The organism is Micromonospora craniellae, assembly GCF_014764405.1.
Classification (GTDB): Bacteria; Actinomycetota; Actinomycetes; order Mycobacteriales; family Micromonosporaceae; genus Micromonospora; species Micromonospora craniellae.
This window is the reverse complement of sequence record NZ_CP061725.1, coordinates 592,406-613,640: the sequence shown is the minus strand read 5'-3', so window position 1 is coordinate 613,640 and position 21,235 is coordinate 592,406. Positions and strand designations below refer to the sequence as shown.

Sequence of the window (21,235 nt, the reverse complement as noted above, 5' to 3'; positions counted from 1 at the left end):
ATGAAAATCGGGGGCGTCAGCCCGTGAGATTCGCCGCGCCACGCCCGGTCGTCCTGATCTCCTAGAGACAACGACGCACTATTCCTGGCAGGCTGCGTCTCATGACCCTGAAGCTGCGTTCCGCGGGGACGAGCGACCGTGGGCTGATCCGCAGCGGCAACCAGGACGCGTTGCACGCCGGGACCTGGCTGGTGGCCGTCGCCGACGGCATGGGCGGGATGGCCGCGGGTGACCTGGCCAGCGCCATCGCCATCGAGGCGGTGGCGCCGCTGGACGGGGAGATACCCGAGGACGCACTCGTCGCCGCGTTGCAGGACGGCATTGCGCTGGCCACCACCCGGATCCGCCAGGCGGTCACCGAGGACCCGCAGCGGCAGGGGATGGGCACGACCCTGACCGCGCTGCTCTTCGCGCGTACCGGTAGCTGCCTGGCGCTGGCCCACGTCGGCGACTCCCGGGCATACCTGTTCCGCGACGGCGTGCTCAAGCAGATCACCCGGGACGACACGTTCGTGCAGATGCTCGTCGAGCAGGGGGTGATCACACCGGACCAGGCCGGCAGCCACCCCCGCCGGGCCGTGGTCACGCAGGCCCTGCAGGGCGACGAGGTCTCCCCGACCTACGCGACGATGCTGCCCCGCCACGGCGACCGTTGGCTGCTGTGCAGCGACGGACTGTCCAACGTCGTCCGAGCCGAGACCCTGGCCGAGGTGCTCGCCGCCCACCCGGAGCGGGAGGTGTGCGCCCGTAAGCTCATCGATCTGGCGTTGCGCGCCGGTGGCCCGGACAACATCACCGTGGTCATCGCGGACGTGGTCGACGAGCCCTGACCCGCAGCCGCGCTCGGACCGCCGACCAGGGCACCAGCCGGTGCGGTACGCCGGCCACGTCGACCCGGGCCAGACCGGCCCCGCGGCAGGCACCGACCATCTTGGGTCCGAGCCAGTCCGCCGCGTGGGCGACGACCACGCGATCGGTGACCGCATCGGCCACCGCGAGCGGGGCGAGGGTGGTCTTGCCGGTGTCGACACCTCATCTGTTTGTCCCTGGTGGACCTTCGTTCGGGTCACCGGGCGTTGTTGTCGAACGGGGACCGCAGGTCGACCGCGAACCGCAGGCAGTCGTCGATGCGGTCGCGCATTCGCCGGCCGAGCGCGGTCAGTTTCCGGCCGGTCTTCGACTTCTCGTGCTGGTGGTCCTTGACCGCGACCAAGGCGGCCTGGCGGAACAGTCCGGTCTGCTCGGCCAGCAGGTCCGGGTCGATGCCGGACGCCGCGTGGGCGCGGGCGGTGTCCGCGGCGGTCTTGAGCCGCAGGAGCGCGTCGGCTGCCTGACCGGGCCACACCGCCCCCGGCACCCGTTCGCCGGCGGCGGTAAGCTCGCGTAGCAGGTGCGCGCAGCACAACTGGTGGGCGGCCGGGGTGTAGATGTCGTACGGCGCCCACGCGTCGCGCACAGCGATCCCGGCCATCGAGGCCATCACCTGCCCGGCGTCGATCCCGGCCCGACCGCGTCTCGGGTGCGCCCAGACCAGCGTGTGCTTCCCGGTGGTGGCCACGTGCACCCAGTGCAGCTTGCCTGCGACCCGCAGCCCGGACTCGTCGGCGTGCACCACCGGCGCGCTGGTCAGCGCGTCCCGGACCTGATCCACGAACTCCGAATCGGTCAGGGCGCGCTCGTGCCTGCCCTGCCATACACCCCAACCCGTCACAACCCGACCAGCCGCACGACCCCGGAACTTGCAACCGCCCTGGGTTGACCCCTCTATGCCGACTACGCCGCCGGGCTGCTTGGTCTGGAGGCGTACGTCACCTACCTAATGGCTGTCGCGGCCCGAGGTGACGGCCTGCCAGACCGGTACCGGGTAGGCGCAGCAGGACTGGGTGAGCCAAAGGCGCTACAGCGCGCCCTGGCCATCTGGGAGTCGCTCGACGAGGAGCAGCGGTCCCGGATTGTTGGTGGAGTTGTCGCTGGTGGGTGAGCATCGTCGGGGTCACGGGGCGTTGTATGACGCCCTGGCCTGCGGGCGGCTGGACATCGACCGGTAACGCACTGCTCTCGCGGCGGTGCCGTTGCCACGGGCGGCTGATGGTCGTCTGGTCCTGGCGGTCGACATCACCTGCTGGTTGCGGTCGGACGCGCATACCTCACCGCAGCGGATCCTGCGTCACACCTACGGACGTGGCAAGGATCAGACCGTCATGATCCCGGGCTGGCCGTACTCGATGGTCGTGGCCCTGGAATCGGGCCGAAGTTCGTGGACCGCGCCGTTGGACGTTGCGCGGCTGCTTGTGCAGCCAGCTCTGCCCGCGCACGTGGCCGCAGCGTGGGCCACGGCGGACGAGCGGTATGTCGGTGAGCACGACCGGTCTCGCACCGGCTGACGGCCCCGCCTCGATGTGCCCGGCGAGGCGGCGGATCAGCCGGCGCGGACCTCGTCGACGCCGGTGACGAAGGCGTGCCAGGCCGAAGACGGGAAGGTCAGCACGGGGCCGGGGCGGTCCTTGCTGTCCCGCACCGCCACCTGACCGTCGACGACGGCGACCTCGACGCAGTTGCCGTTGCCCACGCTGCGCGTACTGATGCGCCAGTCAGCCAGGGACAGGTCGAGCGCGGTCATCGCGATCCCTTCGTCGATACCGACCGTGACCGCGCCGAACGGTCACGTAAAGTAGCGAGAAGCTTCCTTCAGGCGCACCAAAGACGACGCTGGATCAAGCGCCAGACGCCGCAGCCTCTCGTGCACAAGGCTATACGAGCGCACCTGCGCGACCTCCTCCAGTGCCAGACCTGTCGTGAGGTTTTCCAGGTAAACCACGGCTGCGTCGGCGGCGTCGGCGAAGGTGAGGATCACGTACGGCGAGTTCATCGCCGGGTGGCCCCCGGCCGCGAATGGAAGTACCTGGATCGTCACGTTGGGTAGCTGTGTGGCGGCTTCCAGGTGGGCGAGTTGCTCCGCCATGACCGACCGTTCGCTCACGGGGCGTAGCAGCACCGCCTCGTTCAGCACCACTGACAGTTCGACCGGTTCGTCGCTGCGCAGCACGTCCTGTCGGCGTAGCCGGGCGGCCACCTTGCGGTCGATGTCGTCCTCGCCCGCGGTGAGTCGGTAGACCTCCCGTGCGTACGCCTCGGTCTGCAACAGCCCCGGCACCGCCTCCGCCTCGTACGTGCGCAGGGTGGCAGCCTCGGCTTCCAGTCCTACGTAGAACTCGAACCACTCGGGCAGGACGTCGCTGTAGTGCTGCCACCAGCCCCGTTGCTGGGCGCCTCGGGCGATCTCGATGAGCGCTTCGGCGTCGTTCCCGGTCACCTGGTACAGCGCCAGCGCGGCCCGGACGTCGCGCGGCTTGATGCCGATCTGGGCGTTCTCGATGCGGGAGAGGTTGCTCTTGGACATGTTTAGTTGCCGGGCGGCGACGTCCAGGGTCATTCCGGCGCGTTCGCGCAACTGGCGGAGTTCCCGGGCGATGCGGCGCCGGCGGACAGTGGGGCTCGCGGTCACCCTCCGAGTCTGTCACGGAAAGAATCGCAGGTCGCGTCAGCACGGAGTGCAACTGCCGAAAACGGGAGTTGCGTTGCGGTTGCGCTCGGTGCATTCTTGCCTGCGGTTAGCGATCGCTATGGACGGCCGGCCAGGGGGGACGCGTGCTCATCGCCGACGAGTTCTTTCTGATCGCCCATAACGACACCCGGGGCAAGGCCAAGCTGCATCCGGCCGCCGCCAGCTTCGGCCTGGCCGCCGGCCTGCTCGGCGAACTGGTCCTCTATGGACACGTGACGCTCGCCGCCGGTCAGGTCACTGTGGTCGACCAGCGTCCACCTGCCGACGCGTTGGCGCACACCGTGCTGGACCAGTTGGTCGGTGAGCACCAGCACCAGGCGGTGCGTACCTGGTTGAGCTTCCTCGCCCAGACGGCGGTGACCTCGGTGGGCGAGCGGCTGGCGCGCGCCGGGGTGCTGCGCCGGCAGGAGACGCGCCGACTGCTGCGGACCAGCGTCACGTACGTGCCGACGGACCTCAACGTCGCGGCCTGGCCGGCCACCCGACTGCGCGCGGCACTGGAACGTGCGGAACCGCCCAACGTGCCCGACGCGCTGCTGCTCGGGCTGATCGCGGCTGCCGGCCTGACCCGCGAGGTGTTGTGGAGCGCGGGTCCGCGTGCCCACCACCGGCTGAATCTGATCATCCCGGCCCTGCCGGCTCCGCTGAAGGAACTCGTCGGACAGACCGAGGCCGCCGTGGGTGCGGCCGTGCTGCGCGGCATCCCCTGAGCCGGTACCTCCCCTTCCTCTCCCTGACATCCGGAGCAGTCATGTCTTCGACAGCGACACCCGAACGACCGAGCAACGTCTCCGAGGCGCTGGCCCGTGGCCGCCTCGGGGTGCCCTCGGTGGTCTTCTTCGTGCTCTCCGCGGCAGCGCCGCTGACCGTGGTCGCCGGGGTGGTCACCACCGGATACGGGGTCGTCGGGGTGCTCGGTGTCCCGCTGGCCTTCCTGGCGGTCGCCGCCGTGCTGGCGCTGTTCTCCGCCGGCTACGTGGCGATGGCCCGCCGGATGGCCAACGCCGGCGCCTTCTACGCGTACGTGGCCCGGGGGCTGGGTCGCCCGGCCGGGGTGGGCGCGGCCTGGGTGGCGCTGATCGCGTACAACGCCCTCCAGGTCGGGCTCTACGGCACCATCGGCGCGGCGGCGGCACCGGTGCTCGACCGGCTGTTCGGGGTGACGCCACAGTGGTGGATCGTGGCGCTGCTGGCCTGGGCGCTGGTGGGTCTGCTCGGGCTGCTCCGGGTGGACATCAACGGCATGGTGCTGGCCGCGCTGCTCTGCGCCGAGATCGCCGTCATCGTACTGTTCGACCTCGGTCAGCTGGGCAACCCGGCGGGCGGCAGCGTCAGCTTCGCGGCGTTCTCGCCGGACAACTTCTTCGTGCCCGGCCTGGGCGCGGTGCTGGTGCTGGCCATCCTCGGTTTCGTCGGCTTCGAGGCGTCGGTGGTGTTCAGCGAGGAGAGCAAGGACCCGCAGCGGACCGTGCCGATGGCCACCTACCTCTCGGTGGCGATCATCGCGGTGGTCTACGCCCTGTCGTCGTGGAGCATGACGGTGGCGGTCGGCCCGGACCGGATCGTCGAGGAGGCCGGCGCCCAGAGCGTCGAGCTGATCTTCAACCTGGCCGGCGCGCACCTGGGCGACACCGTCCTCACCATCGGCCAGGCGCTCTTCCTGACCTCCGTGCTGGCCGCGATGATCTCGTTCCACAACACCACCGCGCGGTACGCCTTCGCGTTGGGCCGCGAGCGGGTGCTGCCGGCGGTGTTCGGGCGCACGTCGCCCACGACCGGCGCCCCGCAGGCCGCCTCGCTGGCGCAGAGCGCGCTCGGCCTGGTGGTGATCCTGCTGTACGCGCTCAACGGCTGGGATCCGGTCCTGCAACTGTTCTTCTGGCTGGGCGCCAGCGGTGGCTTCGGCGTGTTGCTGCTGATCGCGACCACCGCGGTCGCCATCATCGTCTACTTCGCCCGCAGCGCCGAGCCGGAGACGATCTGGCGACGGCTGATCGCACCCGGGATCGCGGCGATCGCGCTGGCCGCCATCATCGTGCTGGCGGTGCAGAACTTCGCCAACCTGCTCGGCGTCGAGCCCGACTCCCCGCTGCGCTGGGCCTTCCCGGCGGTGTATCCGGTGGCCGCGCTGCTGGGTGCGCTGTGGGGACTGACGTTGCGCGGCAGCCGGCCCGACACGTACGCCCGGATCGGCCTGGGGGCGGAGAGCGCCGCCGCGGTCGTGGCGCCGCCGTCGCCGGTCGAGGCGGAGGCGCGGCGATGACCGGGACGACGATCGACCGCCTCGGCCTGGCTGACAGCCGTTGGGTGGCCGAGCGCATCGCCGAGTCCTTCCTGGTCCTCGACGCCACCCGGTGGCTGGTCCCGGACGAGGCCAAGCGGGAGGCGGTGCTGGCCGGGAACTTCGAGATCATCGTGGCGCACGCGATGCGGCACGGGGTGGTCTTCGGTACGGCGGACCGGGCCGGCGTGGCGGTCTGGCTGCCGTCGGTCGGTGAGCCGCTGCCACCGCCGGAGGACTACGACGCCCGGCTGGCCGCCGCCTGCGGGGAGTGGACCCCGCGCTTCGTGCACCTGGACGAGTTGTTCGCCGCCCACCATCCGCACCGGGACCACCACCACCTGGCGCTGCTGGCCGTTCGGCGGGATCGCCAGGGGCAGGGTGTCGGTTCGGCGCTGCTGCGGCATCACCACGCCCGACTGGACGCCAGCGGTATGCCGGCCTACCTGGAGGCGAGCAGCGAGATCGGCCGCGACCTCTACGCGCGGCACGGATACCGGGTGTCGGAGCCGTTCCGGCTGCCCGACGGCACGCCGTTCTGGCCGATGTGGCGGGAGCCGTCCGCCACCTGAGTCGTCCGCCGCTGCCGGCTCGGCCGACGCGGGCGCCGGCCCGTGGGCCGACGGGCCGAGGTGGTGGTGCGGACACGACGGTGGCCGGGTCCTCGCAGGCCCGGCCACCGTCGCCACCCCCTCTTAGTACGTACCGTCGAGCTGCCCCCGCAGCTTCGTCAGGGCCCGGGCCAGCAGCCGGGACACGTGCATCTGCGAGACGCCGATCTGCTCGGCGATCTGCGACTGCGTGAGGTTGCCGTAGAAGCGCAGCGTGAGGATCTTCTGCTCACGCTCGTCCAGCGTGGCCAGCGCCGGCCCGAGGGCCACCCGCAGCTCGGCCAGCTCGAACTCGCTGTCCTCGCCGCCGAGCATGTCGCCCAGCTCGGTCGCCCGGTCGCCGTCCCCGGTCGGGGTGGACAGCGACACCGCGTTGTAGGCGCGGGCACCCTCCAGGCCCTCCAGGACCTCTTCCTCGGTGAGGTTGAGGTGGCTGGCGATGTCGGCGACCGTCGGCGAGCGACCCAGGGTCTGCAACAGCGAGCTGTTGGCGTCGGAGATGGCCAGCCGCAACTCCTGGAGCCGGCGGGGGACCCGGATGTCCCAGGTGCGGTCACGGAAGTGTCGCTTGAGCTCGCCGATGATGGTGGGGATCGCGTAACCGGCGAAGTCGACACCCCGGGTGGGGTCGAACTTGTCGATGGCCTTGATCAGGCCGACGGCGGCGGTCTGGGCCAGATCATCGGTGGGCTCGCCGCGCCCGCTGTAGCGGTGGGCGAGGTGGTTGGCCAGCGGCAGCCAGGCCTCGATCGCCCGGTCACGCAGTGCGGCCCGGGACGGGTGCCCGGCCGGCAGCGCGGCCATCGCGTTGAGCAGGTCGGCGGCGCTGTCGGTGAGCGACCTCGGGTCCAGCTTGGGCGCCGTGGGCGCCGGGGCGGTCGCCGTTTCGGTGAGCGCGGTCATGGTGGTCCTCCCTGCACCTCGTCCGCGGATAAAGACGTGACGCTTTGGTCAAGAGCCTGCTAGTCCGTTCGGGAGTCACCTTAACCTGATCGTGCCGCAGAAATCTAGCCGAACGGACGATGTACTTAAGCGATTTTCAGTCACGAAACCGTCTCAAGCGGTCATTCGTAGATCAAGTGCCACCGGATCGGAGGGCGATCCCCGATCTCGGCTGGCCGGTTCAGACGATCCCCCTTCGGTCGTCCACCGCGTCACCCGCACCGGATGGGGGTGTGGTGTCACCGATCGGCGGAGTGGCGGGTGGGGTCGGTCTGATGACTGTCGCCTATCCGTCGTTGTCCCGTGGGCGGGACTGGGCATAGCGTCGCGAGGGACTGTCGACCGGAGGTGTTGTGCTCGACCCCGCGCTGCCCCAACTCGTCGTGAACTGCCGGACGCTGTACTTCAGCTGGCTTCCGGCGGATCCGGACGCGGTGGCGGCGCTCGTCCCGGCCGGGCTGCGTCCGCATCCGGGCGGTCAGGTCTTCATGAACCAGTACGTGGTGGACGACGCGAGCCAGACCTCCGGCTTCGGCGCGTACTCGCTGACCTATCTCGGGGTGACCCTGGCCGGCGTGGACGCCCCCGACGGGGTCACCCCGGGCGGCTGGTGGACCCATTACGTGACCTCCAGCGAGCTGGTCCGCCGGTACGCCCTCGGCCGGGGCGCGCCCGCCCTGCCCGGCGAGACCACCATCGCCGGGCACGACGACGCCCTGGTCGCCGAGACCAGCATCGGCGGCGTGCCGGTGATCCGGGCCCGGGTACGGGCCGGCGAGACCGGGCACGTCGTGTACCACGGCCACCACCGGTACGTCACCGCGCTGGACGGCCGGCTGCTCAGCAGCATCTATCCGGTGGTGGCCGAGCCGGCCACCTCCTTCGAGATCGAGTCAGTGGAGTTCCTGGACCCCGACCACCCGGTCTACGTGCTGCGGCCGGAGAACCCGCTCATCATCGGCTTCGGCTACTACGCCCCGCGGGCGTCCTTCGCGTACCCGGGCGGGCTGACCCTGCTCGGCGATCCGCAGCCGGGGGCGGCGGACGCGCCGGCCGTCCCGCTGCCCGCGTTCGGCTGAGTCCACGCCCGGCCGCCCATCCGCTGAGAATCCGGGCTTCCTTCGGGTTTTCCCTGGTCCAGGTGGGTAACCCAGTCGCGGGCCGGTACGTCCCGGTGCGCCCGGCGACATCGTCGCGCGCGTCAGCGTGCCTGCCACATTGAGGCCGCACCGGCCTCACCACCCCGGATCGGGTTCACCCCGCTGGCCGTCCGTGCCGGTGGCGTGTGCCTGGCTTCGGCCCGAGCAACGAGGAGGCCGCACCATGCACGGCAAGACGACGAGCTCCGCGACCGAGCACCGTGAGCAGGCGGTGGAGAGCGAGCGGGGGGCGCTGTTGGCCGTACTGGTGATGGTCCTGCTGGGCGTGGCCGGCATATTCGCCGTCTCCTGACCCGGGTGCGCCGTCGCCGAGCAGCTCAGTCGGTGGCGAGGCGGGCGTGCAGGTGTTCGTCGTAGCGTCTGCCGTCGCCGTATCGGTGTGACTCCCGCAGCGTGCCCTCGACCGGATAGCCGGCCCGTTCGGCGACCCGGCAGGAGGCCGGGTTGGCCCCGCCAGCGAGACGTGGTTGCCCTGCGACCGGTCGGCCCGCCACCGCACCCACTGGCGGGCGGCGTCGAGGTCGAACACGTCGCCCTGCGGATTCCACTGCGCGATCGCCGGGTCGTGCCACGCGGCCAGCACGGCGGGCGCGTCCGCGGTTCGCCAGGGACGCAGCAGCAGGCCAGGGCGGTCAGTTCCACGACGGCACAGTCTGACACAGCCGCCTGGGCGTCACGGGGAGTGCCTCGCCGATCACTGCTTCAAACCATCATCACCAAGCCGCACTCCCGCCTTTCCTGCCGTTCGGCCCAGCCCGGACGTCATTGTTCAAATTTTGAATACATGCTACCGTGGCACCATGACCGAGAGCCTGGGCGAGGTGCGACTCGCCGCCTGGCGGGCGTACATCGAGGCCAGTCAGCGGTTGTTCACCCGGCTGGAGGACGACCTGCGGGCCGCCAGCGAGCTGAGCTTCGCCGACTACCACGTGCTGGTGCTGCTCGCCGAGGCCCCGGGGCAACGGCTGCGGATGGGAGAGCTGGCCGGTCGCCTGGTCTTCTCGCCCAGCCGACTGACCTACCAGGTCTCGTCCATGCAGCGACGCGGCCTGGTCGCCCGGCAGCCCTGTCCGGCCGACGGGCGGGGCAGCGAGGCGGTGCTCACCGCCGCCGGGCTGCTGGCGCTGCGCGAGGCCGCCCCGCATCATCTGCGCTCGGTCCGTACCCATCTGATGGACGACCTCGACGACGCCGAGATCGCCTGCCTGACCACGGTCTTCACCCGACTCGGCCAGCGGTTGCAGGGCACCGCCGGCACCGCGCCCCGCGAGAGCTGAAGGAGCTTCCGATGCCTGCCATCACCGTCGACAACGTCCTCGTCCTGCCCCGGCTGCCGAAGCTCGACGAGTCCACCGCCGTGATCCGGCCGGTCCGCCGGCTGGCCACCGCACCCAGCGGGTTCGAGGGCGAGGGCTTCCCGGTGCGCCGGGCCTTCGCCGGGGTACCCACCAGCGAGCTGGACCCGTTCCTGCACCTCGACCAGATGGGCGAGGTGGAGTACGCGCCGGGCGAGCCGCGGGGCACCAGCTGGCACCCGCACCGTGGCTTCGAGACCGTCACGTACATCATCGACGGGATCTTCGACCACCAGGACAGCCACGGTGGCGGCGGCACCATCACCAACGGTGACACCCAGTGGATGACGGCCGGTAGCGGCCTGTTGCACATCGAGGCGCCGCCGGAGCACCTGGTGGTCAGCGGCGGGCTGTTCCACGGCACCCAGCTCTGGGTCAACCTGCCCAAGGTGGCCAAGATGAGCCCGCCGAAATACCAGGACATCCGGGGCAACCAGGCGGCGTTGGTCACCACGCCGGACGGCGGTGCGCTGGTCCGGGTGATCGCCGGTGAGATCGCCGGGCACGCCGGGCCCGGGTCGACGTACACGCCGATCACCGTCGCGCACGTGACGGTCGAGCCCGGCGCGCAGGTCGACCTGCCCTGGCGGCCGGACTTCAACGCCCTGGTGTACGTGCTGAGCGGCCGGGGCACGGTCGGCGCGAACGGGCGCGGCGTCCGCACCGGGCAGCTCGCGGTGCACGGCCCGGGCGACGCCCTGCGGTTCAAGGCCAACGCCCGGCAGGACAGCCGCACCCCGACGCTGGACCTGTACATCATGGGCGGGCAGCCGATCCGGGAGCCGGTGGCCCAGTACGGCCCGTTCGTGATGAACAGCCGGGACGAGCTGATCCAGGCGTTCGAGGACTACCAGGCCGGCCGGCTCGGGGTCGTCCCGGCGGAGCGGGTGCCGCACACCGGTGGTCAGGGTGACCGACCCTGACAGGTCTGCACGGTGAGAGCCCGCCCTGGTGCGCGGCCGGGGAATGGCCGCGGCATCCGGGGCGGGCGGTCCTACTCGGGGTGTGACTCGGCCCGGTCGGCGGCACCGCGCGTGCCGCGCACCCGGTTCGGTCACGGTGCGCGGCGGCTTGTTCTCAGCGTGGCCAGATGGGCCACCGACTCGGCCCACCGACCCGGCCCGGCGCGTGCGGTAGCTCGCTGGAGACTCCGCCCGAGCGTGCGCGGTGGGTACGTCCCGGGGTCGTCCGAGCGGCCGCGCCTCGGCGTGCCGCACCTGGTACGTGCCGTCACCGGGCCGGACCTGCGCTGGTGCTGGCTGCGGACCCCGTTCGCCGGCACCGGATACACGACCCGTCGCCCTCGGGCGGTCATCGTGCCGCCGACCTGGCGGCCCCACCTCGTGCCGTCTGCTCACGGTCGCGACCTTGTGGCGGAGCGCGGCCGGGAGCGCTGCGCGTACGGGACGGGTGGGACCTGCACCGGTCGCATCCCGGCGGGCTTGAGGAACAGCGCCCGTCGGGCGGTCGCGTCCCCGTGCCGGTCGAGTTGGTACACGTCCACCCACGCCCACCCGTCGTACGTGGGCCGATCCAGCTTCCGGATGACCCGCACCAGGACGGGTGTGCTGAACTGCGGGGACGCTTCCCGGGTCAGGAGGTACACGCCCGGGGAGACGGAGGTCCTCGCCGCTGCGTTCCACGCGCTCACCACCCGCGTGTGGGAGGACGTCCGCGAGGTCCGGGCGGACCTGGGCGTACCGGCGGCGAGGGCGGAGGGTCCGGTCGGCCTGTACCTCGTGCCCGTACACCTCGATCCACACGGTGCCATCGCGTTCGATCCGGTCGACCACCTCGGCGACGTACAGGGTCAGCTCACCCGTGCCGGGCTCGTAGGCGTCCTCCGGCACCCGGATCACGTCGCCGACGGCGAGGCCGGTACGCGGAACGGGCTCACCCCAGCGCGAGGCGGGTACGGCATTCGCGGGCTTCGACACGGTGCCTCCTCCGTCGATGTTGGAGGGGGTCGCCGTAGCGTGCTCGCCCAACGGCGACCCCCGACAGCACAGCGAGCGGGTTACCGATCCCGGGCTCGCCATGCCGTACACCGATACCTTGCTCGCCGTTGCCGGACCAACACACTGCGTAGCGCAATGGATTGGCAGTGCCCCCGGGACGTCCTGAGAGGATCCGAGCATGAACCGAGCCGTTGTCGCAGCCATGGCCGAGGCCGGTGAGACCGCCGAGAGCCTTGCAGCTCAGGTGGGGGTTGACCCGAAGACTGCCGCGCGGTGGGCGCGCCTCGGCCGTATTCCACGGCCTCAGACACGCAAGCGGGTCGCCCGGCATGGTTCCGCCGCTGGGCGGACATCGAAAACGACGCGATAGCCCTGCGATGGTTCGAGCTGGCCTGGGTGCCAGGGCTATTCCAGACTGAGGCGTATGCGCGGGCCACGCTGTCCATGTCCAACCTTAGCCCCGGGGAGGTCGACGAACTGGTCGCGGCGCGGTTGCATCGACAGGCAATTCTCCACAAGCCACGCCCGCCGCTCGTCGTCGCCGTGCTGGACGAGGCGATACTTCGGCGGCGGGTCGGGCATGACGGAACCGTGATGCGCGAGCAGTGCGAACACCTTGCGAACTGTGCTGAACTGCCATGCGTTCAGGTGCACGTGGTGCCGGGCGAGACCTCGATGTATCTCGGAATGGGCGGCCCATTCATCCTCGCCGAAATGGCGGACGGCACGCGGATGGCGCACGTCGATGACCAGCTCAAAGCGCATATCACGGACGATGCGGCCGAAATAGCTACGCTCGAACACCGATGGGCGCGCATAGTAGGAGAGGCCCTACCCTGGGCGCAGTCCCTAGCCCTCATGAGGAAAGTGGCAGCAGCATGGACATGACCGGCGCACGGTGGCGTAAGAGCAGCAAAAGCGGCAGCAACGGCGGAGCCTGCGTCGAGGTCGCGGACAACCTTCCCGGCGTCGTCGGTGTGCGGGACTCCAAGGACCCGACCGGTCCGGCGCTGGTCTTCGGCCCGGTGGCGTGGCGCAGCTTCGTGAAGCTGGCGAAGCGCGCCTGATCCAGCACAGCACGGAAAGCCCTCGGCGGTGGCCGGGGGCTTCGTCGTATGACGGTCAGGGCGACGGCCCTGACCACGCGAAACGGCCCACGGGCAGGAGAGTTCCCGTCCGTGGGCCTCACGCGTGTCAGCTCGCCGGCTGTGCCGACCGACCGCCCAGATGCAGCCGGCCCATGAGCTGTCGGGCCTGCTCGGCCACGTCCGCCTCGACGGTGACCGCGTACTGGTTGGCACGCAGCGAACTGGCCGAGGTGAAGTCCCGCTTGCCGCCGGTCATTGCGTGCGCGACGCCGCCGAACACGGCACCCCAGACGGCGCCGATGACCAGTCCGACCAGGATCACCGCCAGCCAGTTGCCGACCGTGAAGATGCCGAACAACAGGCCGATGAACAGCCCCAGCCAGGCGCCGGTGCCGGCGCCGATCAGCGCCGCGCGGGCCGTGGTCAACCGGCCCAGCACCGTCTCCACCAGGGTGAGGTCGGTGCCGACGATGGCGGTCCGTTCCACCGGGAAGCGGTTGTCGGCCAGATGGTCCACGACGCGTTGCGCGGACGGATAGTCCGGGTACGCACCCAGCGTCACGGTCGGCGGGCCGGCTGGTGGGCCGTGCCCGTCGCCGCTGGGCGGCGCGGTACGGCCACCGGGGCCGGACGGGAGGGTGCCGCCGCCGGTCACACCGGGTTGCCACGCCGAGGGATTCGACTGTGTGGTCATGGGTCTCCTCCTTCGTCGCCAGTCGCGTTCCCGTCCGGGGCGAGCGGTAACGCCCCCGGTGGATCCGGTACCGACGGCGCAGGCGACCGGGCCTCCGGCCGCCGCTGCTGCGGTGCTGGCCGGAGGCCCGGTCTGTGGTGGTGGCCCGAAGGCCCGGTGTGGTGCAGGAGCGCCGATCAGGCGCAGGCGGTGCCGTTCAGGGTGAAGCCGCTGGGCATCGGCAGGCTGCTGCCGGTGTAGGTGCCCTGGAAGCCCACGCTGAGCGTGCCGCCGCTGGGCACGCTGCCGTTGTAGGCGACGTTGCGGACCTCGATCCGGTCACCGGACTGGCTCCAGGTGCCGTTCCAGCCGTTGCTGAGCCGGACGCCCGACCCGGCGTTGAAGGTGACCGTCCAACCGTTGATCGCCGTACCCCGGTTGGTGACCCGGATCTCGGCGGTGAAGCCGCCGGTCCAGGTGTTCGGGGTGAACGTCACCGTGCAGCCGCCGGTGGGTGGGTTGGTCGTGGGCGGCGTGGTGGTCGGCGGCGTCGTGGTCGGGGGCGTGGTGGTCGGCGGGGTCGTCGTGGGCGGGGTGGTGGTCGGCGGGGTGGTGGTCGGCGGGGGACCGGCCGCGATCGCCAGGTCGTACGCCCGCTGCGGCACGAACTGTCCGGCTCCGGCGATGCATCCGTCGGCCTCACCGGGCAGCTTCACCCAGAGGAACGCGTCGATCGCCGAGTCGCCGGTGGCGGTGGTGCTCGGCGTGCCGATGGCCCGTCCCGGCGGGTCGCACCACTCGGAGCCCGCCGGGCCGTTGCCGTTGCGGCTGGTGTCGACGACCGCCTTGAGCCGGGAGATTCCGGTGGCCGCGATGATCGACTTGGCGTACGAGACCTCGTCGGCGGTGCGGCGGTAGTTCGACACGTTCACCGAGATGCCGTCGGCACTGTTGGCGATGTCCGCCGCGGTCAGCCGGGCGGCCGCCTCGCTGGGCGAGAGCCATCCGCCGTGGCCGATGTCGAAGTAGACCTTCACCGCTGGCGAGGCCGCCTTCAGCGCCTTGCCGGCGTACGCCATGGAGGCCCGGGTCTCGGCCTGCTGGCCGGCGTTCATGCAGTTGGTCATGATCGGGAGCACGTCGGGCTCCAGGATGATCGTGGCGGGCCGACCGCCGAGCCCGGCGGCGACCTGGTCCACCCACTGCCGGTAGGCGGTGTGGTTGGGGGCACCGCCCGCGCTGTGGTTGCTGCAGTCCCGGTTCGGGATGTTGTAGACGACGAGGATCGGGATCTTGCCGGCGTTGGCGGCGGCGGTGACGAAGGAGTTCACCTCGCCGCGTACGGTCGAGGTGTTGGTGGTGGTGAACCAGCGGCCCTGCGGGACGTTCGCGATCCGGTCCCGGATCACGGCGGTCCTGGAGTCGTTCGGGTTGGCGGCGACCCAGCGGGCGGCGCTGGTGTCCGGGTCGACGTAGAACACGGAGTCGGCGGCCGCTGCGGGCGCGGGACGCCATGCGCCCACGCCGACGGTGGCGGCCACGGTCAACGCCGTCGCGACGGCGCCGACCACGGCGTACGTGCCTCGGGTTCTCATGGACTGCTCCTCGTATGCATCGAAGACGGTGCGTGGAAGCGCTCCCACATGTCCGACAAAGTACGGGCCGGTTGCCAACTTGTGAAGACCTTCCGGAAGTATCCGGAAGGATCGACGGGACCGTTCGGTCTCCGCCATGGCGGCCAGGTCCCGCATACGATCATCGGATGGGTCTGGATCGGACGGGTGCCGTCGTGGTCGGTGCCGGGATCGCGGGCGTCGCGTGCGCCGGGGAGTTGGCGCGGGCCGGCGTACCGGTGGAGATCCGCGAGCGCGGTCGGGTGGCCGGCGGTCGGATGGCCAGCAAACGGTTCGACGGCCGCCCCGCCGACCTGGGCGCCGCCTACCTGACGGTGAGCGATCCCGACTTCGCCGAGGTGGTGCGCGACTGGCAGACCGCCGGACTGGCCCGCGAGTGGACCGACACCTTCGTCTCCTACGACGAAGCCGGGCGGCGCGAGGCCACCGGGCCGATGCGCTGGGCGGCTCCCCGGGGGCTGCGGTCGTTGGTCGAGCACCTGGCCCGGGATCTGCCCGTGGTGGTGAACCGGCTGGTGCTCGGTGTCGAACCCGGTCCGTCGGTGGACGGCACCGAGTGCGCGGCGGCGGTCCTGGCGATGCCGGGCCCGCAGGCGGCGCTCCTGCTCGCCCCGACCCTGGCCGACGCCACCGAGGCGGTACGCCGGCAGAACTGGGCACCGACCCTGGCCGCCGTGCTGCGCTTCCCGACCCGACGCTGGGCCGACTTCCGGGGCGCCTTCGTCAACGACCACCCGCTCCTGAGCCTGGTCTGCGACGACGGCGACCGCCGCGGTGACGGCGCGCCGATCCTGGTCGCGCACACCACGCCGGAGTTCGCCGCCAACCATCTCGCCCAGCCCACAGGTGCCGCGACGGCCGTCGAGGCGGCCGTCCGCGACCTGCTCGCGCTGCCCGACCGGGCCGAGCACGTGCACGTGCACCGCTGGACGTACGCCCGGCCCATCTCCGACTCCGGCACCGGGTTCCACTTCGACGGCGACGGGATCGGGCTGGCCGGGGACGCCTTCGGCGAGTCCCGGGTGCAGACCGCCTGGCGCTCCGGCCGCGACCTCGGCCGCGCCCTGGTCCAGCGGCTGGCCTGACCGCGCGGCACCGCAACGGTCCGGCGGTCGGGACGGTCAGCCGGGCGGGAGCAGGATCTCGAACCAGACCGTCGAGCCGCGCACGGTGGGATCGGTGCCCCAGGCGTCGCTCAACTCCTCGATCAGGCCCAACCCCCGGCCCCGGCTGCTCAGCGTGTCGGTGCGGGCCCGGGTGACGGTGCCCCGGGAACCGGAGTCGGCGACCGAGACGAGCAGCCGTTCCGGGCTGAGGTCGATCTCGACCAGTGCCTCGGTGCCGGCGTGCAGCAGGGCGTTGGTGGTCAACTCGCTGGTGCAGAGCACCGCTGCGCCGATCACCGACTCGGCCACCCGCCAATCGGTGAGCAGTGCGGTCATCCAGTGTCGGACCTGGCTCGGCGCGGTCGGCTCGGCCGGTACCTCCATCCGCGCCGACCGGCTCGGCCGCAGCGCGTACTCGACGGCCAGCACGGCGACGTCGTCCTCGGTGGCGCCGGGGACCGAGGCCGTGGCGGCGGCGCACAACGCCCTCGGGTCACCGCTGGGTGCGGCGGCCACCGACTCCGCCAGGCGGGCGAGGCCGTGCGACAGCCCCTGCCGTCGGCGCTCCACCACACCGTCGCTGAACAACAGCAGGGTGTCGCCGGGAGAGAACGCGACGGTGCCGGTGGCAGGGTGGTAACCGATGCCCAGTGGTGCGCCGGTCGGCACGTTGACGTACTCCGCCCCGGGGGCGCCCTCGGGCGCGCAGCGCCGCACCAGCGGCGCCGGATGACCGGCGCTGGCCAGGGTGAGCTGCCCCCGCGCCACGTCGATCACGCCGAACGCCACGGTCACGAACAGCTCGTACGTGCCGGTCTCGGACCCGAGGCTGGTCACCAGGCGGTCGAGCCCGGCGAGCACATGGTCGGGGCGTGGGTCGTTGAGCGCCAGCGCCCGCAGCGCGGCGCGGACCTGTCCCATCCGGGCGGCGGCCTGTACGTCGTGCCCGGCCACGTCGCCGAGCACCACACCAAGGTCGCCGGTGGGCAGCACGAACGCGTCGTAGAAGTCGCCACCGGCGGCGTTGCCGTCCACGCCCGGGGCGTAGCGGGCGGCGATCCGCAGCAGCGGCAGGCTGGGCAGGTTCTCCGGCAACATGCTGCGCTGGAGCAGTTGGGCGGTGCCGTGCTGGGTCTCGAACCGGCGGGCGCGTTCGGTCGCCTGCCCGAGCAGCTCGGCCGACGCGGCCAGCAACGCCCGTTCCGGCGCGGACCAGGCGTGCGAGGAGCGGTAGCCGACGGTGAGCGCGCCCCGCACCCCCGAGGCGCGCAGCGGCACCGCCGCCAGCGCGCGGACCCGCTGGTCGTGCCGGTCGGCGGCGATGTCGCGCAGCGGCTCGCCGTCGACGACGAAATGCGGCTGCCCGGTACGCGCGCTGAGCGCCGCCGGGGCCGGCCAGTCCGCCGGTCCGCGCCGCCACAGCGGGGGCAACCGCTCGTCCGACTCGTCCACCATCTCGCCACGGACCCGGCGGGCCAGCCGCCAGCCGCTTGCACCGCCCCCGTCGTCGACGGCGAACGAGACCCGGTCGGCGTCGAACGAGGTGAGCGCGTACCGCAGCGCGACCCGGGCCACGTCGTCCAGCGTCAGCGTGCCGGACAGCGCCGCGGCGAACTCGCTCAGCCCCTGCAACTGACGCGTCGCCGGGTTGGTCTCGGCGACCACCGACAGCACACCGGCGATCCGGCCCCGGCTGTCGCGGACGGTCGAGCAGGCCCAGATGTAGACGGCGGGGTCGAGTCCGTCGGAGTGCGGGGGGAGCGGCGTCTCCTTCTCCAGGAACGGCTCACCGGTGCGGTAGGTGCGCTCGACCACGTCACCGACGCCGGGCAGTCGCCACACCTGGGTGAAGACGTCGGCGGCGGGCCGTCCGAGGGCCTGCGGGTGCCGGTCACCGATCAGCTCGGCGTACGCGTCGTTGTAGAGCAGCAGCAACTCGTCGCCGAGGTACAGCGCCATCGGTGCGGGTGAGGCGAGCACCACCTCCACGGCGGCGCGGACCGCAGGGTCCCAGGACTCGCGGATGCCGAGCACCGTCTCGCCCCACTCGTGGTGGCCGATGACGGTCGCGGCGCGCGGCACCGGCGCGCGGGGCGCCTGACCTGCTGGCGTGGGGACTCGCCCGACCGTTCCTGGCATGACCGCAGCCTAGCCCGACCCCTCGACCGATGTTTCCGATCATGCACCCGGCGCTTCGGGTCGGGACATCAGGGCAGGTCAGAGCCGTTCTGTCGGGATGTGTCGGGAAAAAGTAGGTGACCTGCGCGGCGTGCTGTCCCGGCGTTGGGGTAAGCGCGCGGGGCTAGTCCATGCGACAGGAGGGACATCATGCCGGAAACCCTGGCGGCCAGGCAGGTCGACATCGGTGACGCTGTGGCCGACATGTGGAGGTCGGTGCTGCTGTTCGTACCGAGGGCCATCGCGTTCATCGCGATCCTGGTGGTCGGATGGCTCATCGCGAGAGCCGTACTAAAGATCGTTGATGCGGTTCTGGAACGGGTGGGGTTCGATCGCGCGGTCGAACGGGGCGGCATCAAGCGCGCGCTCGAACGGACCAGGTACGACGCCAGTGACATCCTGGCGCGGCTGGCGTACTACGCCGTACTGCTGTTCACGCTTCAGTTCGCCTTCGGGGTCTGGGGTCCGAACGCGATCAGCAACCTGATCGGCGGTGTGGTGGCCTGGCTGCCCCGGGCGTTCGTGGCGATCGTCATCGTGGTCATCGCCGCGGCGATCGCCAACGCGGTACGGGACCTCGTCAGCGGTGCGCTGGGCGGTCTGTCGTACGGGCGGGTGCTGGCCGACCTGACGGCGGTCTTCATCATCGCGCTCGGCGTGATCGCGGCGCTGAACCAGGTGGGCATCGCCACCACCGTCACCACTCCGGTCCTGATCGCGGTGCTCGCCACGGTGGCCGGCATCCTGATCGTCGGCGTGGGCGGTGGTCTGGTCAAGCCGATGCAGAACCGCTGGGACGGCTGGCTCCACCGAATTGCGGAGGAGTCGCGGGCCGTCCGGGAACAGCGGCAGGGCACCCAGTCCGGACGCGGCGACATGCAGCGGCAGATGGCCGACCGGGCGGGCGCCGAGCGTACCCAGGCGATGTCACGGGGACAGGAGTCCTCGATGTCGGGGGGACGGGGTACGTACCAGTCCGGCAACCCGGGTGACGAGACCCAGCAGTTCGGTCGGTGACCGTACGCGAAGCATGACGGGTGTCCGCCGCACGGCGGGCACCCGTCGGCGTCACAGCGGAGGCGGCTGCGGGGTCGGAGTGTCCAGCGCGGCGGTCAGCGCGCAGACGGCGAGCAGCCGCAGCAGCACCCAGTCCGCCTCGGCCCACTCGACCGGGGCGGTCGGCGGCTGCCAGCCGTGCTCGTCGGCGGCGGCACGGAGCCCCTCGGCGTAGCCGGCCAGCGCCGCGGCGGTCAGCGGCCGACGGTCGCCGTGCAGGCTGTCCCGCACCGCGGCAGCGTGCTGGTCGACCATGGTGAGCAGGCCGGGCAGGGCGCCGGCGGCGGCGAGCCCGTCGAGACCCACGGTGGTGGCGAGCGCCATCAGCGTGGACCGGTTCTCCTCGACGGCGGTCCGGGTCCGAACCCGGTTCGACGGCACGCGCATGGGGAACGAATCTAGCCAACTCGGACCGGTGGCACCCTCGGCCGCTCGGCTGGTCAGGGGGTCGGCCGGTCGTCGCGCCGGGTGCCCGGACCCGGCGCGACCGCCCCATCCGGGCAGCGACGGCAGCAGGGAGGCACGAATGGACACCAGCGACGCGCCCGACGAGCAGCACCGGCGACCTGCCGGTGTGAGCGACGACACGGTCGCTGCGCTCGGCAAGCTCAGCGAGGCGCTGGAGTGTGTGGAGCGCGCCCGTGGCGAGCTCTATTCGATGCACCAGCGCATCGGCCACGCCGACCTGATGCTGGACGAGGCGGTCCGGATGTTCCGCGCGGCCGGTCACGGCACGATCGCCGACCGGATCGCCGAGGAGATGGTGGGCCGGAACGTGATCGCGGGTCGCTGGACGTTCCAGATCGTCGAGGACTTCGACGACGGGTACTACGCGCTCTTCCGTGACCTGGACCGGGCGGCCCGCGACGAGCTGGTCGGGGGCCGGCGGCACCTGTACGAGGCGGAGATGAAGGAACGGCGTCGTACCCGTGGTCGAGCGGGTCACGAGGCCCGCCCGCAGGAACCCGGTTGAGGCGGTTACTCCGACGAGCGGGCGTCCGCCGGACGGCGGCGCGCGGCGTCGTCAGCGATGATCACAGTCGCGACCATCAGCGCGACGCAGAGGCTGAACAGCCAGGAGCTGTCCTCGGAGAACCGGGCGGAGACGGGCGCCTGAGCGGCGGCGAGCACGAAGCCGAGCCATGCCAGGCGGCGTTGACGCGTGGAGAGGAAGCCGGAGCCCTGATGCATCCCGAAAGTCTTGCGCGCTGTCGCGGTGTTGCCGTCAGCCGAACGGCCGATTCTGCCCGACCCGTCCGAATCCTGCCCCGTCCGGAACGGCGGTGACCCGGTGGTGCTGTCAGAGGGTGTCCGGGCCGGTACGGCCGGTGGTGGAGGGCCGGTGGGCGCGGTCGGGGTCGGTGGGCTCGCGGCCGGTGCCGGGCACCTGGACACCCCGGTCGGCGGCCTCCGGGCCGTGGCCGAAGGCGGCCTCCTCACCGGCGTCGTTCCCGGTCACGTCGTCGGACTGCCCGTCGAGCGTGGACCGGGCGACCGCCCGGTCCAGTTCCTCCAACGGCAGCCGTTCATCGTCACGCCACACCCTGTCGTCGCTCATACCCTCGCCCTACCCCCGTCCGCACCCGCCAAACGGCAGACCGCCGTCGCCACCGGCAACGGCGACGGCC

General features: G+C 71.6%; 24 protein-coding genes and 3 pseudogenes. 14 read left to right on the top strand and 13 right to left on the bottom strand.

All coding sequences use genetic code 11. The annotated features are described in order from the left end of the window. Positions 1-101 precede the first annotated feature (101 nt). The gene (locus ID554_RS02840) at positions 102-830 is read left to right on the top strand and encodes a PP2C family protein-serine/threonine phosphatase (RefSeq protein ID WP_117227470.1); all 729 of its coding nucleotides are present in this window, start codon (positions 102-104) and stop codon (positions 828-830) included. A 236-nt stretch (positions 831-1,066) separates the two neighbouring features. Here ID554_RS02840 and ID554_RS02835 read toward each other — a convergent pair whose 3' ends face one another. Next, positions 1,067-1,651 (bottom strand): IS66 family transposase, encoded by a 585-nt coding sequence (locus tag ID554_RS02835; RefSeq protein ID WP_223884414.1) that lies wholly within the window; start codon positions 1,649-1,651, stop codon positions 1,067-1,069. A 304-nt stretch (positions 1,652-1,955) separates the two neighbouring features. On the opposite strand from ID554_RS02835, the pseudogene ID554_RS02830 reads away from it, so the two are divergent. Next, positions 1,956-2,288 (top strand): annotated as a pseudogene (locus ID554_RS02830) (transposase); the annotation flags it as partial. A 131-nt stretch (positions 2,289-2,419) separates the two neighbouring features. Here the strand turns inward: ID554_RS02830 and ID554_RS02825 are convergent. Further along, the gene (locus tag ID554_RS02825) at positions 2,420-2,620 is read right to left on the bottom strand and encodes a DUF397 domain-containing protein (protein WP_117227468.1); all 201 of its coding nucleotides are present in this window, start codon (positions 2,618-2,620) and stop codon (positions 2,420-2,422) included. A gap of 42 nt (positions 2,621-2,662) precedes the next feature. Then, positions 2,663-3,505, bottom strand: coding sequence for a helix-turn-helix domain-containing protein (locus ID554_RS02820; RefSeq protein ID WP_117227467.1), 843 nt, complete (start codon positions 3,503-3,505; stop codon positions 2,663-2,665). A 143-nt stretch (positions 3,506-3,648) separates the two neighbouring features. Between ID554_RS02820 and ID554_RS02815 the strand changes: the two genes are divergently transcribed. Genes ID554_RS02815 through ID554_RS02805 form a run of 3 tightly spaced genes read left to right on the top strand, consistent with a single transcriptional unit; the run spans position 3,649 to position 6,418 of the window. After that, positions 3,649-4,275 carry a GOLPH3/VPS74 family protein gene (locus ID554_RS02815; protein ID WP_117227466.1) on the top strand — a complete coding sequence of 209 codons (627 nt, stop codon included), beginning with the start codon at positions 3,649-3,651 and terminating at the stop codon, positions 4,273-4,275. Between the two features lie 41 nt (positions 4,276-4,316). Beyond that, positions 4,317-5,828, top strand: coding sequence for an APC family permease (locus ID554_RS02810; RefSeq protein WP_117227465.1), 1,512 nt, complete (start codon positions 4,317-4,319; stop codon positions 5,826-5,828). Next, positions 5,825-6,418, top strand: coding sequence for a GNAT family N-acetyltransferase (locus tag ID554_RS02805; RefSeq protein WP_117227464.1), 594 nt, complete (start codon positions 5,825-5,827; stop codon positions 6,416-6,418). The genes ID554_RS02810 and ID554_RS02805 overlap by 4 nt, the downstream gene beginning before the upstream one ends. Before the next feature lie 123 nt (positions 6,419-6,541). On the opposite strand, the gene ID554_RS02800 is transcribed toward ID554_RS02805, so the two are convergent. Further along, a complete protein-coding gene (locus ID554_RS02800) occupies positions 6,542-7,360 on the bottom strand; it encodes a SigB/SigF/SigG family RNA polymerase sigma factor (protein WP_117227463.1) in 819 nt (272 codons plus the stop codon). A 392-nt stretch (positions 7,361-7,752) separates the two neighbouring features. Here ID554_RS02800 and ID554_RS02795 point away from each other — a divergent pair, with 392 nt between their 5' ends. After that, a complete protein-coding gene (locus tag ID554_RS02795; RefSeq protein ID WP_117227462.1) occupies positions 7,753-8,478 on the top strand; it encodes an acetoacetate decarboxylase family protein in 726 nt (241 codons plus the stop codon). A gap of 244 nt (positions 8,479-8,722) precedes the next feature. After that, entirely contained in the window at positions 8,723-8,851 is a 129-nt protein-coding gene (locus tag ID554_RS32295) for a hypothetical protein (protein WP_263407321.1), read from the top strand. A 25-nt stretch (positions 8,852-8,876) separates the two neighbouring features. On the opposite strand, the gene ID554_RS31285 is transcribed toward ID554_RS32295, so the two are convergent. Further along, positions 8,877-9,053 (bottom strand): GNAT family N-acetyltransferase, encoded by a 177-nt coding sequence (locus ID554_RS31285; RefSeq protein WP_223884412.1) that lies wholly within the window; start codon positions 9,051-9,053, stop codon positions 8,877-8,879. A gap of 38 nt (positions 9,054-9,091) precedes the next feature. Beyond that, positions 9,092-9,142: pseudogene (locus ID554_RS32890) on the bottom strand (hypothetical protein); the annotation flags it as partial. 217 nt (positions 9,143-9,359) lie between these two features. Here ID554_RS32890 and ID554_RS02785 point away from each other — a divergent pair. After that, positions 9,360-9,836 (top strand): MarR family winged helix-turn-helix transcriptional regulator, encoded by a 477-nt coding sequence (locus ID554_RS02785; protein ID WP_117227461.1) that lies wholly within the window; start codon positions 9,360-9,362, stop codon positions 9,834-9,836. Between the two features lie 11 nt (positions 9,837-9,847). After that, positions 9,848-10,837, top strand: coding sequence for a pirin family protein (locus ID554_RS02780; RefSeq protein ID WP_117227460.1), 990 nt, complete (start codon positions 9,848-9,850; stop codon positions 10,835-10,837). Between the two features lie 431 nt (positions 10,838-11,268). On the opposite strand, the gene ID554_RS02775 is transcribed toward ID554_RS02780, so the two are convergent. After that, positions 11,269-11,565, bottom strand: a complete 297-nt coding sequence (locus ID554_RS02775) for a hypothetical protein (RefSeq protein ID WP_117227576.1) — start codon at positions 11,563-11,565, stop codon at positions 11,269-11,271. Between the two features lie 485 nt (positions 11,566-12,050). On the opposite strand from ID554_RS02775, the pseudogene ID554_RS02770 reads away from it, so the two are divergent. Continuing rightward, positions 12,051-12,760 (top strand): annotated as a pseudogene (locus tag ID554_RS02770) (DUF5753 domain-containing protein). Next, a complete protein-coding gene (locus ID554_RS02765) occupies positions 12,751-12,939 on the top strand; it encodes a DUF397 domain-containing protein (protein WP_117227459.1) in 189 nt (62 codons plus the stop codon). The pseudogene ID554_RS02770 and the gene ID554_RS02765 overlap by 10 nt, the downstream one beginning before the upstream one ends. A gap of 127 nt (positions 12,940-13,066) precedes the next feature. Here the strand turns inward: ID554_RS02765 and ID554_RS02760 are convergent, their stop codons facing one another. Together ID554_RS02760 and ID554_RS02755 are read right to left on the bottom strand one after the other, a co-directional pair. Next, positions 13,067-13,654, bottom strand: a complete 588-nt coding sequence (locus tag ID554_RS02760) for a general stress protein (protein ID WP_117227458.1) — start codon at positions 13,652-13,654, stop codon at positions 13,067-13,069. Between the two features lie 176 nt (positions 13,655-13,830). Beyond that, positions 13,831-15,228: a glycoside hydrolase family 6 protein gene (locus tag ID554_RS02755; protein ID WP_117227457.1), complete on the bottom strand. Its 1,398-nt coding sequence runs from the start codon at positions 15,226-15,228 to the stop codon at positions 13,831-13,833. A 167-nt stretch (positions 15,229-15,395) separates the two neighbouring features. Between ID554_RS02755 and ID554_RS02750 the strand changes: the two genes are divergently transcribed. Further along, complete coding sequence (locus ID554_RS02750) at positions 15,396-16,352, top strand: NAD(P)/FAD-dependent oxidoreductase (RefSeq protein ID WP_117227456.1); 957 nt, start codon at positions 15,396-15,398, stop codon at positions 16,350-16,352. Between the two features lie 36 nt (positions 16,353-16,388). On the opposite strand, the gene ID554_RS02745 is transcribed toward ID554_RS02750, so the two are convergent. After that, the gene (locus ID554_RS02745) at positions 16,389-18,512 is read right to left on the bottom strand and encodes an ATP-binding SpoIIE family protein phosphatase (RefSeq protein ID WP_117227455.1); all 2,124 of its coding nucleotides are present in this window, start codon (positions 18,510-18,512) and stop codon (positions 16,389-16,391) included. Between the two features lie 189 nt (positions 18,513-18,701). Here ID554_RS02745 and ID554_RS02740 point away from each other — a divergent pair, with 189 nt between their 5' ends. Continuing rightward, the gene (locus ID554_RS02740) at positions 18,702-19,568 is read left to right on the top strand and encodes a mechanosensitive ion channel family protein (protein ID WP_117227454.1); all 867 of its coding nucleotides are present in this window, start codon (positions 18,702-18,704) and stop codon (positions 19,566-19,568) included. A gap of 51 nt (positions 19,569-19,619) precedes the next feature. Here the strand turns inward: ID554_RS02740 and ID554_RS02735 are convergent, their stop codons facing one another. Next, positions 19,620-19,994: a DUF6401 family natural product biosynthesis protein gene (locus ID554_RS02735; protein ID WP_117227453.1), complete on the bottom strand. Its 375-nt coding sequence runs from the start codon at positions 19,992-19,994 to the stop codon at positions 19,620-19,622. Positions 19,995-20,133: 139 nt separating this feature from the next. Between ID554_RS02735 and ID554_RS02730 the strand changes: the two genes are divergently transcribed. Then, positions 20,134-20,580: a hypothetical protein gene (locus ID554_RS02730; RefSeq protein ID WP_117227452.1), complete on the top strand. Its 447-nt coding sequence runs from the start codon at positions 20,134-20,136 to the stop codon at positions 20,578-20,580. A gap of 5 nt (positions 20,581-20,585) precedes the next feature. On the opposite strand, the gene ID554_RS02725 is transcribed toward ID554_RS02730, so the two are convergent. Beyond that, positions 20,586-20,798: a hypothetical protein gene (locus ID554_RS02725; protein WP_117227451.1), complete on the bottom strand. Its 213-nt coding sequence runs from the start codon at positions 20,796-20,798 to the stop codon at positions 20,586-20,588. Between the two features lie 109 nt (positions 20,799-20,907). Further along, positions 20,908-21,165, bottom strand: a complete 258-nt coding sequence (locus ID554_RS02720; protein WP_117227450.1) for a hypothetical protein — start codon at positions 21,163-21,165, stop codon at positions 20,908-20,910. Positions 21,166-21,235: the final 70 nt, after the last annotated feature.

Bases quoted from the DNA above. Each gene is read 5' to 3' on its own strand.
- ID554_RS02840 (WP_117227470.1), top strand. From the start codon at position 102: ATGACCCTGAAGCTGCGTTCCGCGGGGACGAGCGACCGTGGGCTGATC.
- ID554_RS02825 (WP_117227468.1), bottom strand. From the start codon at position 2,620: ATGACCGCGCTCGACCTGTCCCTGGCTGACTGGCGCATCAGTACGCGC.
- ID554_RS02810 (WP_117227465.1), top strand. From the start codon at position 4,317: ATGTCTTCGACAGCGACACCCGAACGACCGAGCAACGTCTCCGAGGCG.
- ID554_RS02805 (WP_117227464.1), top strand. From the start codon at position 5,825: ATGACCGGGACGACGATCGACCGCCTCGGCCTGGCTGACAGCCGTTGG.
- ID554_RS02800 (WP_117227463.1), bottom strand. From the start codon at position 7,360: ATGACCGCGCTCACCGAAACGGCGACCGCCCCGGCGCCCACGGCGCCC.
- ID554_RS32295 (WP_263407321.1), top strand. From the start codon at position 8,723: ATGCACGGCAAGACGACGAGCTCCGCGACCGAGCACCGTGAGCAGGCG.
- ID554_RS02785 (WP_117227461.1), top strand. From the start codon at position 9,360: ATGACCGAGAGCCTGGGCGAGGTGCGACTCGCCGCCTGGCGGGCGTAC.
- ID554_RS02780 (WP_117227460.1), top strand. From the start codon at position 9,848: ATGCCTGCCATCACCGTCGACAACGTCCTCGTCCTGCCCCGGCTGCCG.
- ID554_RS02765 (WP_117227459.1), top strand. From the start codon at position 12,751: ATGGACATGACCGGCGCACGGTGGCGTAAGAGCAGCAAAAGCGGCAGC.
- ID554_RS02760 (WP_117227458.1), bottom strand. From the start codon at position 13,654: ATGACCACACAGTCGAATCCCTCGGCGTGGCAACCCGGTGTGACCGGC.
- ID554_RS02755 (WP_117227457.1), bottom strand. From the start codon at position 15,228: ATGAGAACCCGAGGCACGTACGCCGTGGTCGGCGCCGTCGCGACGGCG.
- ID554_RS02750 (WP_117227456.1), top strand. From the start codon at position 15,396: ATGGGTCTGGATCGGACGGGTGCCGTCGTGGTCGGTGCCGGGATCGCG.
- ID554_RS02745 (WP_117227455.1), bottom strand. From the start codon at position 18,512: ATGCCAGGAACGGTCGGGCGAGTCCCCACGCCAGCAGGTCAGGCGCCC.
- ID554_RS02740 (WP_117227454.1), top strand. From the start codon at position 18,702: ATGCCGGAAACCCTGGCGGCCAGGCAGGTCGACATCGGTGACGCTGTG.
- ID554_RS02735 (WP_117227453.1), bottom strand. From the start codon at position 19,994: ATGCGCGTGCCGTCGAACCGGGTTCGGACCCGGACCGCCGTCGAGGAG.
- ID554_RS02730 (WP_117227452.1), top strand. From the start codon at position 20,134: ATGGACACCAGCGACGCGCCCGACGAGCAGCACCGGCGACCTGCCGGT.
- ID554_RS02725 (WP_117227451.1), bottom strand. From the start codon at position 20,798: ATGCATCAGGGCTCCGGCTTCCTCTCCACGCGTCAACGCCGCCTGGCA.
- ID554_RS02720 (WP_117227450.1), bottom strand. From the start codon at position 21,165: ATGAGCGACGACAGGGTGTGGCGTGACGATGAACGGCTGCCGTTGGAG.